7 protein-coding genes are annotated in these 16,763 nt (G+C 62.1%); all 7 read left to right on the top strand.

Annotation, left to right across the window (positions count from 1 at the left end; genetic code table 11):
• Window positions 1-371: 371 nt before the first annotated feature.
• The 7 genes from P0111_14405 to P0111_14375 are packed head-to-tail and all read left to right on the top strand — an operon-like array spanning window position 372 to window position 16,763.
• Entirely contained in the window at window positions 372-1,349 is a 978-nt protein-coding gene (locus P0111_14405; protein MDF0645219.1) for a hypothetical protein, read from the top strand.
• The gene (locus tag P0111_14400; protein MDF0645218.1) at window positions 1,346-1,738 is read left to right on the top strand and encodes a hypothetical protein; all 393 of its coding nucleotides are present in this window, start codon (window positions 1,346-1,348) and stop codon (window positions 1,736-1,738) included. Before P0111_14405 ends, P0111_14400 begins: the two co-directional genes overlap by 4 nt.
• A 3-nt stretch (window positions 1,739-1,741) precedes the next feature.
• Window positions 1,742-3,139 (top strand): hypothetical protein, encoded by a 1,398-nt coding sequence (locus tag P0111_14395; protein MDF0645217.1) that lies wholly within the window; start codon window positions 1,742-1,744, stop codon window positions 3,137-3,139.
• Complete coding sequence (locus P0111_14390) at window positions 3,132-4,523, top strand: hypothetical protein (GenBank protein MDF0645216.1); 1,392 nt, start codon at window positions 3,132-3,134, stop codon at window positions 4,521-4,523. Before P0111_14395 ends, P0111_14390 begins: the two co-directional genes overlap by 8 nt.
• Window positions 4,513-7,938: a hypothetical protein gene (locus P0111_14385; GenBank protein MDF0645215.1), complete on the top strand. Its 3,426-nt coding sequence runs from the start codon at window positions 4,513-4,515 to the stop codon at window positions 7,936-7,938. The genes P0111_14390 and P0111_14385 overlap by 11 nt, the downstream gene beginning before the upstream one ends.
• A gap of 5 nt (window positions 7,939-7,943) precedes the next feature.
• On the top strand, window positions 7,944-11,276 hold the full coding sequence (locus P0111_14380; protein ID MDF0645214.1) for a hypothetical protein: 3,333 nt from the start codon (window positions 7,944-7,946) through the stop codon (window positions 11,274-11,276).
• Between the two features lie 6 nt (window positions 11,277-11,282).
• The gene (locus P0111_14375) at window positions 11,283-16,763 is read left to right on the top strand and encodes a hypothetical protein (protein ID MDF0645213.1); all 5,481 of its coding nucleotides are present in this window, start codon (window positions 11,283-11,285) and stop codon (window positions 16,761-16,763) included.

Raw genomic sequence — 16,763 nt, 5'->3', positions numbered from 1 at the left:
GCCGCGGCAGGCCGCTGCGCGATAGGGACGAATGGCCTCGCCAACGAGGCCGGATGTCCCTATGGCAAAAATACCTCCGCCACGAGTGCTTCGATCTGATACAGAAGAGCATTGCTCGTATCCGATCTGTCGGATGGCGTGAGTTCGCGAAGGCGGCTGTAATCACCGACAGGCTGCGCAGATGTCATGAACTAGGGGTCTTCCTAGCGCTTCACAACTTCATTCCTTCGTAGGGGGAGATTTTCCTCTCCTCTTGTCGTAAACGAGAAGCGTGCCGCGTGATGTTCGGCGGCGCACGGCAAGCGGAAGAATCCTTTCGTCCGTCTCATCCGTCTCGGACGGGGTCCGAGACACTGTGGAGTGAGAACGAGATGCGATCGCGTGCGGAGCTGATGAGGGAGCAGGCCAAGCTGGTGGACCTGTTGCCGGAGGTCCGCGAACGTCTGCAGCACATACCGGTCATTGCCAATATCGGCATCGGCGCGAAAGAAGTAGCCGGTGAGACGACGGACGATTTCGCATTTCGCCTCTACGTCTCTATGAAGTTGCCGCGCGCAGACGTTGCACCCCAATGGAGAATCCCGCCTCACATCCAGGGCGTGCCGACCGACGTGATACCCGCGGGATCCACAGAGGCGATTGTGGATACCCGGAAAGTGCGGCCGCTCCGGGGAGGCACTTCCGTCAAGAACGAATTCGTGCAGGAGGGTGAGCGGACGCTGGCCGGCACCCTCGGATGCCTGGTGAAGGCCGTCGCGGATTTGAGAGTCATGGCGCTGACCTGCCAGCACGTGATGACGGCGGGACAGGCATCGCTCGGTGTGAATGTCGGTCAGCCGAAGTATGTCGTATCGTGCTGTTGTTGCACGTACAACGCGATCGGGACGCTGTTCCGAGCCACCAAGAACGACAGAATCGACTGCGCAGTTGTCCAACTGGACGACGATATTGCCAACGAGATCGAATCGGCGGATGGCGTCAACGAGATCGAGGAAATCGGGACGTTGACCGGAGCGGCTCAGGCGGTCTGCTTCGAAACCGTCACCAAACGCGGCATCAACACCGGTTTGACCACGGGACGCGTCATCGATGTGTTGTTTGAAGGCTCGCAAATCCTGATCGAACCGGCAGCCCCGACTGCTCCCGCCACCTTCGCCGACCTCGGCGATTCCGGCTCCGTCATTGTGAACAGCGCCAAGCAGGTCATCGGCCTGCTGTGGGCGGTCGATTCGGCCACCCGCACGAGGGGGGTAGCGAACCATATCGGTCCTGTGATGCGGGACTTGCAAATCGTCATCGCTGGACAGGCTGATGCCGGGCTCGATATTCCGGCCACGGGGTGCCCATGAGCGATCAGCCTCGCATGAAACTCGAGCCGTTCGAAGCAGCCTTGTACCGGCTCCCTGACGGCCCAGCGCTGGCCGACGCGTTCCAGAAGCATATCGAGGAAGTGATCGGTCTGGTCAACACCAACCGCCGTGTGGGCGTGGTCTGGCAGCGTTACAAGGGCCCGCTCTTCGTTCGAGCCGCGGTACAGCAACGCGCTTGCGCGGACATCTCCATTCCCGAGGAGGTCGAGGGTGTCTCCCTGGAAATGTTGATGTTGCAGATGGCCGACGTGCTGCAGCGACACGGTTCACAGGGATTGCGTTCGGCGATAGCCGAGCATGCCCTGCGGATTTTTCGCCTGGCGCGCGAGCGCTGCAGCCTGGCGGGCATTCGAGGTGCGGGACCGTAACCCATGCCCGAAAAGACGAAGGAGCAGTTCGACATCGAGATTCAGCATGCAAAGGCGAAGCTGGCGGACGCTCGCGTGAAACTGTTGCGGATTCCTGGTGTGTTCGATGTTCGAGTGGGCCTCAAGGAGACTGGAGGAAAGGCGACTCAGCAGGTCGTCTTCCGGGTATACGTGGCCCGGAAGCGGCCTTCGGCGGACATTGCTTCCACCGATCGAATCCCGACGGAGATTGCCGGAATTGCGACCGACGTGATTGGCCGCGAGCGCGATGTCCGGCACGACGTCATCTGCGGTGGCATGCACATAACGCAAGATACCTGGTGCGGGAAGTACGGGACACTCGGCGCAATCGGATTGGCGACGGCGGGCAATACCCACGTCTCGGCGAACACGCCGCTCCTGCTCACGAATCATCACGTGGCTCATAGTGTCGGCGACGTCGTCGGTCACGGGAACATCTGTGATTCGTGGTGTTGTGAGTGCTGTGATATCGGCCGACTGACCGACGCCGGACTGACGAATCGAGTCGACGGCGCGGTCGGCACACTCCACCCGGAGGTGCGCTTCAGCCACGACATTCTCGGCGTCGGCGCAATACGCGGCACGGGTGTCGCGACGATCGGAATGATCGTCGTCAAGTACGGACACCGGACGGGCTTTACGCGAGGACGGGTTACCGATGACGACGACACGATCGACAGAGATGACGACCACGCGCATTTCGATCATCAGATTCGCGTGGCGCCAGAGCCCGGATTCGACAAGATGAGCGATCACGGCGACTCCGGTTCCGTCTATGTCGAGGAAGCGACCCGGCGGATCGTGGGGCTCAATCACACGGGAACCGACGCCGGAATCGCCAAGGGGAGCCATATTGCCGACGTCATGGACCTATTCAAGATGGATTTCCCCGTCACGGGGACGCCTGGAGCCATTCCGCTTGTCGGGATTCCTGAAGGCCGGTTCCTTGAGCCTGTGCTTGAGCCTGTGATGGCGCTGGAACGCGATCTGGCAGACACCGCATTCGGCCGCGATTGGGCCGATCTCATCCGGGCTCACGCTCCTGAAGTCCGCCGTCTGGTGAATCATCACCGGGCGGCGAAAGTCGCGTGGCAGCGATGTCAAGGACCGGCTTTCCTGGCGCACTTCCTGAAAAGCGCTCGGGAGCCGACGCACCGGGTGCCGCGCGAAATCGCCGGAACTCGAGTCGAGAATGCGATCGTGTCGATGGCCGCCGTGTTCCAGGAATATGGAAGCGCCGACTTGGCGGAGGCCGTGGCTGCACATTACTTGACGGTATTGGAATGCGCAGAACGCACCGGAACTGCCGGGGACGTCATGGCGAACGTGCGGCTTGTCGCGGGCGGGCGGCCGGCCGCACCAAAGGCCGGCCATGCCTGAAAAGACTCCGGAACAATTCGCGGTGGAAATAGCCCGCGCGGAGCGCCAACTGCCCGAAGCCCGCGCGCAGTTGCGGCGCATTCCCGGCGTGATCGACGTTCTCGTGGGGATCAAGGAAACCCGGGGTTTGGCAACGGAGCACGTGGTGTTTCAGGTATACGTCGAGCGGAAGAAATCCACCGCCGAGCTGGTTTCGGCCGATCGGATTCCAGCCGCGATACTGGGCATACCGACCGACGTGATCGGCCGGACGCGTATCGATCCGCATGACGTGCTCTGCGGTGGCATGAAACTCACGCAGAGCCTCTGGGGCGTTTCAAACGGAACGTTGGGCGTCATATGCCTGGCCACGGCGGCCAATACCCACGCACCCGAACAGACACCGTTGGTGCTTACGAATCATCATGTGGCCAGCAGCATCGGCGATCGAGTCGGAATCGGATGTCTGTGCGACTCGTGGTGCTGCGAGTGTTGCGACATCGGAACATTGGTCGATGCCGCCCTCACGGATCACGTCGACGGCTCAATTGCAACCTTGAACGGAGGCGTGCGTTTCAGCCACGACATCCTCGCCGTGGGGGCCATACGCGGGCACGGGGTCGCAACCAAGGGCATGCCGGTCGTCAAGTACGGGGACACGTCCGGGTTCACCCACGGCGTCGTCACGCAAGACAACGAACCGACATTCACGCGCAGCGATGGCGCGACATTTGTCGGGCAGATCCGTGTCGCGCCGACAGCGCCGGATACGGTCATGAGCAGGCCGGGCGACTCAGGTTCGGTGTATGTGGAGGAAGCGACACGCCGGATCGTGGGCCTCCATCATGCGGGGAGCGACGGTATTAGTTTCGGAAACCACATCGCGGATGTCATGGCGCGCTTGAATATTGTTTTTCCGGTCACCGGAACCGCCGGAGCCGTCCCGGTTGGGGGAATTCCCCTCGTCGAATATTCGCGGGGCATAGAGCGGGCGCTCGCCCTCCGTCGTGATTGGGAAGGCACGGAGTTCGGACGGCAGTGGAGCGGGCTGATCCGTCTGCATTCTTCTGAAGTCCGTCATCTGGTGAATCATCACCGGGCGGCGAAAGTCGCGTGGCAGCGATGCCAAGGACCGGCGTTCCTGGCGCACTTCCTGAAAAGCGTCCGAGAGCCGACGCATCGGGTGCCGCGCGAAATCGCCGGAACACGAGTCGAGAATGCGATCGTGTCGATGGCGGCAGTGTTCCGGCAATACGGCAGTCCCGCTTTAGCGGATGCGGTCACCGAACACTATCTCACGGTGCTCGCCTGTGCGGAGCGCGCCGAATCGGCCGACGAGGCGATGGCCAACTTCCATCGATTCGTAGGTGGTGTACCGCTCAAAGGGGTACCACGTGCCTGGTGAACCGGGAACAATCGACAACCTGGTCAGCGGACTTGCCGGCGTCTTTTCGCCGCTTCGCGAACATATCGAGGACGGCACCACGCTGGATCTCCTGGCTGAATTAGGCATCCAATTCCCGAACAGCTTGACTTCGGATCCTGGGTTCAGCAACGCGGTACAGTCGATTTCCGCAGCCCTCGTCAGTCTCCCGGAACTCACCCGCTCTCTCAGCGCGGCTGTCGAGGCCGACGATCAAGCGACCGCCGTTCAGGCGGCCTTCCAGATCATCAAGCGAATTGCCGATTTGATCGCTGGATTCACGACGGTGGCGAACGCGATCAAGGCGAACTCGTACCCAGGCTTGGCGCCGGCCGATGTGAACGCGTTCGCCGACGCGCTGCCGAAGCGGCTGGTGGAGTACTTGGTCATTCGACAAACCGAAGATGCGCTTCCGGTGGCGGCCGCGAGCCTCGACTTTATCGGAGTCTTCAGCCGCACACGGAACAACGTCGGATCACCGGATCCCACAAAGCCGCCGTTCACGAAACGCGAGCTGCATCTCGGCGCGATCAGCGACTTGTTCAAGTCACCCGGCGACCTGTTGCGGGCGAAATACGGTTGGGGAAATCCGGGCTTCGACGGCCGCGACTTGCTCCGCAAGCTCGAGACCCTCTCGCTCGAAATGGGTTTGCCTGCCCTGTACACCGATGGGCCGGTTCCCACGTTGGACCTCGTGTTTTTGGAGATCCAACCCAAAACCGATGTGTCACCGCCGGGACTGCGTGTCGCGGTCCATGAACCGTTGAAGGGTGCGAGCACGTTCACAACCGGAGGGCCGGAGTGGTCGCTCGAGTTCGCCACGGAAGCGCAGGCAGCCGTAGCCGCAGCGCTCATCCTCCAATCCGATGGATCGTTTGCGATCACTTCGCCGTCGGCGCCCGTACAGGGAACGATGCAAGCGACCTTTCGCACCAAGCCGACGCCCGGCGCGAATGCGTACATTCTTGTCGGCGACCCTGGGAAAAGCCGCCTCGAGTTTCAGGAATTCTCGATGGGGCTGAGCTCGACGCTGACCTTCGACAGCGCGACTCTCACGGCGGATGGCGACGTCGGAGCCGATGCCAGAATCAAGGGCGGGCAACTGGTCATCGATCTATCCGAAGCGGACGGATTCATCGGCACGATCCTTTCGGCGGCGAAATTCTCCACCCAATTCGATATCGCCATGGGGGTGTCGCGCAAAGGGTTTTACTTCGAAGGCAGCGGCGGACTCGAAATCCAAATTCCGCTGCATGTGAATCTGGCGGTCGTCGAAATCGAGTCGTTGACCGTCGGAATCGGGTTGACGCCGCAAGGGCTCCCCATCAGCCTCGGCGCGGATCTGAAGGCGAACCTGGGTCCCTTGACGGCGGTGGTTGAAAACATGGGCGTCCAGGCGATGTTCGCCTTCGACGACGACCACAAAGGCAATCTCGGTCCGCTCGATGTCGGATTCGCGTTCAAACCGCCCCGCGGCCTGGGCCTGGCGGTGGACACGGGCGTGGTGAAGGGCGGCGGCTATCTCTACTTCGACTTTGAGAAGGAAGAATACGCCGGGGCGCTCGAGCTGGCGGTCATGGACATCGTGACCGTCAAGGCGATCGGTCTGGTGACGACCCGCATGCCGGATGGGAGCAAGGGCTTCTCGCTGCTCCTCATTATTTCCGCCGAGTTTACCGGCATCCAATTGGGCTTCGGCTTTACGCTGAGCGGCCTCGGTGGACTACTGGGGTTGAACCGGACGATGCAACTCACCGTGATCGCGACGGGCGTGCGGACCGGTGGAATCAACAGCGTCATGTTCCCCAAGGATGTGGTGGCGAACGCGCCGCGCATCATCAGCGATCTGCGAGTGTATTTCCCGCCGATGGAAGGCCGGTTCCTGGTGGGTCTGATGGCCAAGATCGGCTGGGGCACGCCGACGCTGGCCAGCATCTCGCTGGGCCTGATCGTCGAGATCCCGCCGGGGAAGATCGCGATCTTGGGGGTCCTCAAAGTGGCACTGCCGGCCGAGGAGGCGGCGCTGATCCTGATTCAGGTGAATTTCATCGGCGCGATCGAGCCGGACAAGAGCCGGCTTTGGTTTTTCGCGGAGCTGTTCGAGTCGCGCGTGCTGTTCATCAGCATCGAAGGGGGTATGGGCTTGCTCGTCGCCTGGGGCGACGATGCCAATTTCGTGCTGTCGGTCGGCGGTTTCCATCCACGATTCAACCCGCCCCCCTTGCCGTTCCCCGTACCCAAGCGGCTCGCCATCGACATCCTGAACACGCCCGTATCGCGGATCCGGGTCGAATGCTATTTTGCGGTCACGTCCAACACCGTGCAGTTCGGCGCGCGCGCGGAACTGCGGCTGGGATTCGACGAACTCGGAATCTTCGGGCACGTCGCGTTCGACGCGCTGTTTCAGTTCTCGCCGTTCTACTTCGTCATCGACATCTCCGGCTCCGTGGAGCTCAAGGTATTCGGGCTCGGCCTCTTCTCGATCCGCCTCGACTTTTCGCTTGAAGGTCCGACGCCGTGGCGAGCCAAAGGCGAGGGCACACTGTCCCTGCTCTTCTTCGATATCTCCGCGGACTTCGATATTACCTGGGGCGACCGCGAGGATACGTCGCTGCCGCCGATTCCGGTGATGCCCCTCCTGGCCGACGAATTCAATAAGGCCGAGAACTGGCGCGCGGAATTGCCGCCGGGCAATAGTCTGCTGGTGTCGTTGCGCCGACCGGCCGACACGGAGGGTCTGGTCCTGCACCCGGTGGGCGCTCTGGTCGTGAGCCAGCGGCGCGTGCCGCTCGATCTCGACATCGCCAAAGTCGGGAGCCAGAAGGTGGCCGACGCCACACGCTTCACCGTCAAGGTCACGACCACGGGCTTGGGTAAAAACGGCGACCGCAAAGAACAGTTCGCGATGGGGCAGTTTCTCGATCTGAGCAATGATGAGAAGTTGAGCCGCAAGGGGTATGAACTTCAGGACGGCGGGGTCGTGCTGTCCGCCGTCGGCCGGCAAGCGGTGTCGTCGCGGGCGGTCAAGCGCACCGTGCGCTACGAAATGATCATCTTCGACAGCAAATACAAGAAGACGCTCATGCGCTTCGTCGCATTCAGCGGCACGCTCTTCACGCATTTCCTTCGCGGCAACTCGGCGGCAAAGTCGGAATTGTCTCAGGCGACGAAGAAACTGTTTGTGCCCTTCGATGACAAAGTGACGGTGCGGCAGGAAGCCTACGTCGTGGCCACGAATGTCGACAACAAACCGGTCAATCCGACGAAGGCCGTGTTCGCCAGCGAAGCCGAGGCGTACGACTACATGCGTGCGCACACGCTCGTGAGCCCTGAGTTTGCGGGCGCCTTGCATGTGATCCCTGCGCATGAAGCCGTGATGCCGGACAGGAGCCACTGACCGCCATGCCTTCACCCGTTGCCACGTATACGTTTCTGCCATGGCTTCGGCAGGGAATCGCCAATCAGATTCAAGGCGGCGCGACGGCCGTGCGAGCCAAGATCAAGGTGCAACTCGACATCGCCGGTACGGGAATCGGCGACGACGAACACACGCCCGTCGAGCGCGACGTGAGCCTCTACGGTCCCGGCGATATCGTGGGCATCGATCCCAAGGCGATCATCCGCGTCGAGCCGCGAAACTGGATCACGAATTTCGAACCGAACTACCTGCCCTTCATCGAGTTTTACGACGAAGACTTTCCCTGGCGGTACACGCCCGCGCCGGCCGATACCGGTCTCCACAGACTCACACCATGGATCGCGCTGCTCGTCCTCGAAGAGGCGACGGAATTTGAGGACGGCAAGAATATTCAGAACCGGCCTCTTCCGTTCATCACCATCAAAGGCGATCTGACCAAGTTGCTGCCGCGGCATGACGAGCTCTGGGCCTGGGCCCACGTGCACGTGAATCAGGCGCTGCACGCCGGAGCCGAGGTCGTAGCCCCGGACACCGGTGCGGCGCTGTCGCAGTTCGAATCCATCCTGCGAACAAATACGGACATGGCCTACTCCCGGCTGATGAGCCCGCGCGATTTGGCCGAGAACAAGACCTATCACGCCTTCGTCGTCCCGGCGTTTGAAACGGGCCGTCGGGCGGGGCTGAACCTGGACATCCCGCCAGACCTCGATGCGGCCGCGCCCGCGTGGGGCGGCGCCGCGAGACCGGAAGCCGGCAGCTTTCCGTACTACTTTCGCTGGCAGTTCCGCACGGGCGCGATGGGCGACTTCGAGTTCCTTGTGCGTTTGTTGAAGCCTCGACCGATGGACGTGCGCGTCGGCCTGCGCGACATGGATGTGCAAAATCCCGGCGCCTCGCTGCCGAACCTGGGCATGCTCAACGACATTCTGCGATTGGGAGGCGCACTTCGCGTACCGTACTCGACACTGAAGCCCGAAGATAAGGCAGAGTTCGACAAGTACGATCGGTGGGCCACGCCGCCTGCCAATCCCTATCCGCAACCGTTCCAGGGGCGTTTGGCGGCATTGCTCAATCTGGCCGACGATTACGCCGCGACGAGCGCATCGGCGGCCAATGCCGGCGCCGGTCTTCCCCCGATTCCAGCCGACGACAGTGACGATCCGGTGGTGACGCCGCCGGTGTACGGCCGCTGGCACGCGGCTGTCAGCCGGGTGCTCAAGGAGCGCGGCGGCAGCGACGTGGCTCACAATCGGAACTGGCTTCATGAGTTGAACCTCGATCCGCGCTATCGCGTCGCTTCAGGCTTCGGCACAAGAGTCGTGCAGGACAATCAGGAAACGTACATGGACAAAGCCTGGGAGCAGTTAGGCGATGTCCTGGAGGCCAACCGTCGCCTGCGGCGGGGACAGTTTGCGCTGGCGGTGGGAAAACAGTGGCATGCGGCTTACGTGAAGTCGCTCGCGGAAGCGCATCCTGAAAAGCTGATCCTCTTCACTGGGGCGGTCCAGCGGCGAATCGTGGGCGGTGGTGTCACATTGGGCTACCGAGTGAGCGCAAGCCCGCTGACGCGGACCGCCATCTCGGCGCCGTTCCGGAAGTCGGTCCGCTCCGGCAGTCGCGCCATGAAGCTCGCGGGGTTGGGGGCGTTAGCGGGCCCTGCGGCACAAGGCCTGCTGCAGCGGTGGAATAACGGCGATATCGCGCCGGCTGCGCCCAAATCGCTGCCACCCAGTTTGCCGACGATCGATCAAGTCGCCCGGCAGGTGGAGCCCAGGGGCGCGCCGGCTTGGCTGCTGCCGTTGCTGCGTCGATACGCCTGGCTGCCATGGATTCCCTTGGGGATCGGCCTGCTGATTCTCTTGCTGCTCGTCATCGTTTTTCCGCCGGCCGCCGCCGTGGCGGTCGGCGGGCTTGCCGTAGGCGCCGGATATTACGGCTTGCAAATCATGCGGAGCTGGCGGCACCAGACTCAAGTCGCCGACATGCTCGGCGAATCAGGCCGCGCGCCAGAAGCGGTGGACGAGTTGCCCAAGAGTCCGGATTTCCACTTGAGTCAACCCGGCAGCGGATTTCGGCCCGGCACCGGCGATGTCGACAGCCCTGAAGCCACGAATTTCAAGACGGCGTTGCGCGGGCTCTTCACCTTTCAACAGACGGTGGCCGCAGCACCTCGGCCTCCGGAACCCGTAAGGCTGGATGTGACCGCATTCGTCAACGCAACCGTGCTCGGCACGGAACCCGCCCGCACCCTACCGCCGCGGGTCTGGAGTCAGATTGCCGTTCCAGGCCGCATCGCGGGCAACCTCGTGTTCGATTTCGACGACATCATGGAATATCCGAAGATCGATCTGCCGATGTACGAACCGCTGCGGGATATTTCGCCGGAACTGTTCCTGCCCAACATCCATCTGATCGAGCAGAACACCATCTCATTGCTCGAGACAAACCAGAAATTCATCGAATCGTATATGGTGGGGGTCAATCATGAATTCGCCCGTGAGCTGCTGTGGCGCGAATTCCCCACCGACCAGCGCGGCAGTTATTTCCGGCAGTTCTGGGATGTGCGCGCGTATCTCGACCCGCATGATCCCAAAGCGCAGCAACGACGCGAGCAATTGTTCGACATCGAGGAAATACACAAGTGGCCGAAGGATTCAGAATTGGGACGGAACGACCCGAAGGACGCCACGGCGCCCCCGCGCGAAGAGGTTGTGTTGGTGATTCGGGGCGAACTGCTGAAACGTTATCCCAACGCGGTCATCTACGCACATCGCGCCGACTGGCGGCGTGTGGGGGACAGGCCGTCGGGTGCCATCGATCGCGGCCGGCCGCGGGTCCTGGTGGAGATTCCGGCTTCCGAAGAAGAGAACCCGCCGCGCGACAAAGTGAAAACACCGCTCTATAGCGCGCAGGTATATCCCGATATTTACTTTTTCGGATTCGACTTGACGATAGACGATGCCAAGGGCGAAACGCCCACCGCGCCGGATGATCCGGGTTGGTTCTTCGTCATCAAGGAGCGCCCGGGCGAGCCGCGATTCGGTCTCGACGAAGGAAACAACAATGTCTTTCGAACGTGGAACGATCTCGGTTGGGGCGATGTTCAGGAGCAGGACTCTACGTTCCTTCGCGCGGCCCAAAACGATTTACACATCACTCCTCCGGGAGCCGACGATCCCCAGGGGATCCTGCAACAAGCCCATGAGGACGACGACATTCGATGGACCAACGTTTCGAATGCCGCCGACATCGCCTATGTGCTCTATCAAGTGCCGGTTCTGGTGGCCGTGCACGGGTCGGAAATGCTGCCAAGGTAAAGGACGATGAGCGAGTTCGAGCAAGTTCGTCAACAACTGAATCAGGCGCGTGACAAACACTCCGAAGCTCGAAAAGCGCGCGCGGCCGCGAACCGGCTCTTGCAGCGCTTGGACGCGCAGATCGCCCAGCTCGAGCGCCGAGCCGGAGAGCACAATCTCGACGCCGTGCAACGGCTGGTTCAATTGCGCAAGGATCGCGCGAACGCCGCCAATGCGCTCAAGGAAGCCGAAACGCAATACACGGTCGCGCGCAGATCAATGGATCGATTTGCACGCGACTTCTTTGCCTTCAGCGATCCGGCGCAATTTGTGGAGCGTCTTGACGACGGCATCCCTCTGCTGATGTTCCCGGTACGGATTGAGACGCGGTTCATGCGATCCGAACTCTGGGTCCGGATCTATCCCGACGACTGCTTGATCGACACGTTCGAGACGGCGCTCTCGGGCACCGAGGTCAGAGCGGCGAGACGGTATTACATCGAATCCTGGAAGGCCGGCGGGATCGAGGATCAGGAGCGAGCTGCCTGGCGAGGTTTGGTGGGGAGCGTAGGGTCCGGTCGGGCAGCATGGATTCTGCAGCAGTTCGCTCCGCTCAATGCCGCCGATAAGCCCGCCAAGGCGCGACCGGAAGCCATCGTGCTGGTAATCGCCGCCGACCAGCCCTTACCGTTGCCGCAGAATGTGATTGCCGACTACTGGCGGGCGGTCTGGCAGGCTCGAGGCGACGCGACGCTGTCGGACACCGCGTTCCAGAACCTGGCCGGTGCGCCCGGAAGCTCCGTGGCTCTGGCGGAACAGATCGTTCGCGACTTCGTGCCGGACAACATTCGAGCGTGGGCCGCGTCTGCGGAGACGAATCCGGACGTCGCGCTGTTGCGGTTTCCGCCGCTGTCCGAGCTGGACACGAAGAACTTGTCCTGGACCGAGCCCCCCAAGGTATATCTGTTTCCGGACCGCTTCATCTTCATCGGTCAAAACAGCGGGCAGCCGCCGTTGCAGATGCCGTTCAATCCTGTCGTGCTTCCGCTGACGACGGGACCTGATCCGACAGAAGCCCAACAATTCGTTGAGGACGCGGGCGATCTACAAATTGCCGAGGACATTCGGTGGATGACGGATTTCGCAGCCGCGGAGGCCAAGGGCCTCGGCCTGAAGGTGCCTCTCAGTCCCAGCCAAGCCGCCGACGGGTTCGAGAGGGTATTTGTCGTGGGCATCCGCCTGAGTGCGGATGCGGAACGAAACGCTGCAGACTTGCAGGACCTGTTCACACATCATCTGTATAGCCGGAGCGGTTTCGCGATCGTGCCGCAAGGAACGCCGACAAACAATACGGAGGAAGCGACATCGCCCTTCAACCGCACCGACGATCCTGACGACAGCTACGACGTGTTCGTGAAGAGCTCGACGCAGTTCACTCCGAGCGCCGATCCTCTGCGCAAAGCCGACGGCCAGTGGCTGGCCGAGTGGCTGGGACTCGACCCGGCGGTCCTGCAGCAAGTCCCCAACGCAGGGCAGAAGGATCAACTCGAGGCGCGCGCCATCAATACAGCGTTATGGCCCGCCACCTGGGGCTATTATTTCGAGCGCATGCTGAATCCCGTGCTGGACGATACAGCGATACGGCAGACGCGATCATTTTTCTTGAAGTACGTCTCCGGCCGCGGCCCGGCGCCTGCGGTTCGGATCGGCCGCCAACCGTATGGGATTCTCCCGATTTCACCGTTCCGCACTCTGGGTTGGGTCAAGCAGTCGGCAGAACGCAAGGACGCCGACTCGGTGTATACGATGCGGTTGTATGAGCTGCTGCTGAAGCTCGATACGATCTGGCGAGGCTTGGCCGACAAGGTCAAGCAAATCGGCGCGCCGGGCGATCCCGATCCGCAGCAGACGCTGCTCGACGTCTTGGGCTTGCATCCCCTGTGCGAAGAGGTCCACGCCGTGCTCGGCGAGCCGTACAACGTGAGCTACAACACCGTGGTCCTCGGTTTGAACGGCGCGCCGGATACGTTGAAACAGACGCCCGACGCAGCGGGAGGACTGCTCTTGCGCGAGCTCGGGCACCAGGGCATCGACATTCCGGACATTCTGTCGCGCAATTACTTCGGCCGGCCGTTTCAACTGCACGACATCCTGGTCGATGATCGTCCTGCATCGGAAACAGCTCCGGTACGTGAGTACACGCCCGCACCCGCTCCGCTCAATTACATCGGATGGCTGCTGAAGAAGGGGCGCGACTCGGTGGACGATATTCGCCGTGAAGTCGGGTTCACCGACGGGAACAAACCGAACGCCCTCCTGTATCTGTTTCTCCGCCAAGCGTTGCTGCTGGCGTTCGAACGTGCATCGCGACACGTCAAGCGGCCGTTCGTCAGCGCCGACCTATTCGCCGGTTGGAAGGCGCCGCAGACGTTCATCCACGTCGCCGCGCCGGCCCATGACAAAGCGGTCACGTCCGAAAGCCCCTGGGCTCATCTGTATTTGGATTTCCCTCAGGTCACAGGCCGCGCGAACTACCCGCTCGCCCAGTACATCGTCGACTCAATCGAAACGCTCAGCGAGGCGGACGAACTGCGCGACCTCCTGGCCGCGCTCGAGCGGCTGGTCAAGACGCCCACCGCCCCGTTGGAACGGTTGCTGCGCGAACATTTCGATGTGTGCCATTACCGGCTGGACGCCTGGAAGACGGGGCTGAACCATTTGCAATTGTCGTTCATGCGGTTTGCCGACCGCGCCGAGAACGCAGGCGCGCGCCGCGGCATTCACATCGGAGCGTACGGTTGGCTCGAGGGCGTGAAGCCTCAACCCAGAAGGCTGACGCCGGTCCGGCTGGAAGGCGCGCTCGACCGGGTGTTCAACAACGCGCCGGGGCAACCTCAATTGATGCGCGACAGCAACAACGGCGGGTTCGTTCATGCGCCTTCGCTGAACCACGCCGTCACCGCCGCCGTACTTCGCAACGGGTATCGAGCCACCGCCACTCCCTCACATCCGGACCTGCTGTCGATCAACCTGTCTTCGGAACGCGTGCGCAGGTCCCTAGGATTGATCGACGGCATTCGTAACGGGCAAAAGCTTGGCGCGTTGCTCGGTTATCACCTGGAGCGGCGTTTGCACGATGACGGCACAGGATTAGACAAGTTCATCCTCGACCTGCGGAATCAGTTCTCGCTCAACGCCCAGAAGCTGAAGTCGACGCAAACGCCGAACACCCCGGTCGAATTCATTGAAGCGAACAACGTGGTGGATGGATTCGCGCTGATGAACTTCCTTGACAGCAATCAAAGCAACCCGGATCCGCTTGCCGCGATTCTTCCCGGATCGACGCCGGCCGAACGGACTCGCGTGACGTCGTTCGCGCGCGAGTTGTTCGACTCGGCGGATGGAGTGGCGGACGTGGCCATGGCGGAGAGCGTGCACCAGGTGGTGATGGGCAACGCCGACCGAGCCGCGGCGACCATGAACGCATACGCGGGCGCGGACCCGGCGCCGGATCCGGAAGTGGTCCGCACGCCGCGCAGCGGATACACCTTGACCCATCGCGTCGCCATTCACCTGCGTTCGGACAAGACCGCGGCCCCTGGTGACAACCCGCGCAAGCAAGGTGAACCGAGCGTGAACGATTGGCTGGCGGATCACCTGCCTGCGCCCGACGACTTGGGCCTCGTCGTGCGGTACTCCGACCCGGCCGGGAACCCCGTTCGGGTCTTCGTCAGACAGGCCGATCTGGGCCTTGATCCTCTTGACCTGTTGTTCATGGTGAACGAGGCCGCGACTCAGACGGCCACGGCGCTCGAGGATCTGGTCCTGAGGTTTGTGACCGCGCGACCCGATATACGCCCGCACACGCGCATCACGCTCGCTTTCACCGAGCCGGAGGCCGGGAAGATCACCTTGTTCGAGGCGATGCCCTTGTTGACGAGCTTGCGGGCGCTCTTGCTGCGTTCGCGTCCGCTCCAGGCGACGGACGTGCAGTTGCCGGGGGAAGCCACCGTTTCCAACCTCGGGACGATCCGTCTGGATTCGAGCCGGATTGACGCCGTGGCACTGGCGCTGACCGCGCTGCGAACCCAAGCGAACACATTCCTCGCGGGGGTTGAGCCCGATGCAACCGGCAACATTCTTACGAATCTCGACGCCCACCTTGTGCAATTCGGCGGGCTATCGGCGAGGTGCAATCTGTTCGGCGTGCCGCACGCCGGTTTTGCCATGACGTGGCAGGACCGGGGTGACATTTATGCCGCGGTGGTGAAGAAGCTGAACGCGTTGACGAAAGACTGGTCCGATCGCCTGGCGGCTTCCCGCGTGATCACGACCGCATTGGTGGTTCCCACCGGCGCGGATGCCCCGCGGTTGCGGGAGGCCGCGGTTCTGGTTTCGACCGCAGCCCTGCCGCTCGATCTTGCACCGGCCGCCATGTTGGCCGAGGCGGTGAACCGGCAAAATCTGTTCGAGGCGAAGCTCACCGTGCTGCAAAACATCACAGCGGCGCAGCCCGGCACGCTGTTCGGGTTGCATCAGCAGATCGTGGCGCAATTGCCGTTGACAGATTTCGATCCGACGGCGTTCAGCCTGACGGATCAAACCACGGCCATGCGACTCATGCTGGACCGGTTCGTCACAGGCACGCAAGCGATCGTCGCCGAAGCCACCCGCCGCTTGGATGCGGCGTCTGCAGCCGTTGCCGCGCACCATGCATCGGCCGACCCCGTCGAGCAAGTCACGCTGCTCGGCGAGGCTGGACGAATGCTTCTCGGCGACGACTTCCGCATGATTCCGAGCTTCAAGACCACGACGGCCGCGGGATCGGAATGGAAGAACGCGTTGGATGCTTCGGACAGTCTTCTCACATACGTCTCCACTCGTCCGGAAAGTCCGCTGCCGCTGCCGGTGGACGAATGGCTGCACGGCGTGGCGCGGGTACGGGAGAAGATGTTTCACTTGGAAAACACTGTGGTACTCAACGGGGCGTTCGGGCTGACCGAACCGATATTGAGACCGCTGCAGTTGCCTTTTCATGCGGGCGAGAATTGGCTGGCTCTCGAATTCGATCCTGGAAACGGGGCCAATACGCTCGAGACCGAGCGCTTGCTGTACACCGCCCACTACAGCGAGGTGTTCCAGCCCGACATCTTTCAATGCGGCCTGCTGGTGGACGAATGGACGGAAGTGATCCCGCAACAGGAGGAGGTCACAGGCCTGGCCTTCCACTTTGACCGACCCAACGCGGAGCCTCCGCAGGTCTGGTTGTTGGCTACGCCGGCCGCCTTTACCGGAGCATGGCGGTGGAACGACATCGTGGCTTCACTCAACGAGGCCCTCGATGCCGCGCGCACACGGGCTGTGGAGCCTGACGCACTGGGCCGGCAGTTCGCCGCGCTGCTTCCGGCTGTCCTGACTGAGACGTCGTGGTCGCCGATGACGATTTCCGCCGATATCCTGGCTCGTGCGGCTCGGAATTTCACGGCAGTCACTTTGAATAGGTTGTGA

The organism is Nitrospira sp., from assembly GCA_029194535.1.
Lineage (GTDB): Bacteria > Nitrospirota > Nitrospiria > Nitrospirales > Nitrospiraceae > Nitrospira_C.
Note: the sequence above shows the minus strand (reverse complement) of the source record. Positions and strands in the feature narration are given on the sequence as shown.

Excerpts from the sequence above, each read along its gene's own strand:
- P0111_14405 (MDF0645219.1), top strand. The coding sequence starts at position 372 with ATGCGATCGCGTGCGGAGCTGATGAGGGAGCAGGCCAAGCTGGTGGAC.
- P0111_14400 (MDF0645218.1), top strand. The coding sequence starts at position 1,346 with ATGAGCGATCAGCCTCGCATGAAACTCGAGCCGTTCGAAGCAGCCTTG.
- P0111_14395 (MDF0645217.1), top strand. The coding sequence starts at position 1,742 with ATGCCCGAAAAGACGAAGGAGCAGTTCGACATCGAGATTCAGCATGCA.
- P0111_14390 (MDF0645216.1), top strand. The coding sequence starts at position 3,132 with ATGCCTGAAAAGACTCCGGAACAATTCGCGGTGGAAATAGCCCGCGCG.
- P0111_14380 (MDF0645214.1), top strand. The coding sequence starts at position 7,944 with ATGCCTTCACCCGTTGCCACGTATACGTTTCTGCCATGGCTTCGGCAG.
- P0111_14375 (MDF0645213.1), top strand. The coding sequence starts at position 11,283 with ATGAGCGAGTTCGAGCAAGTTCGTCAACAACTGAATCAGGCGCGTGAC.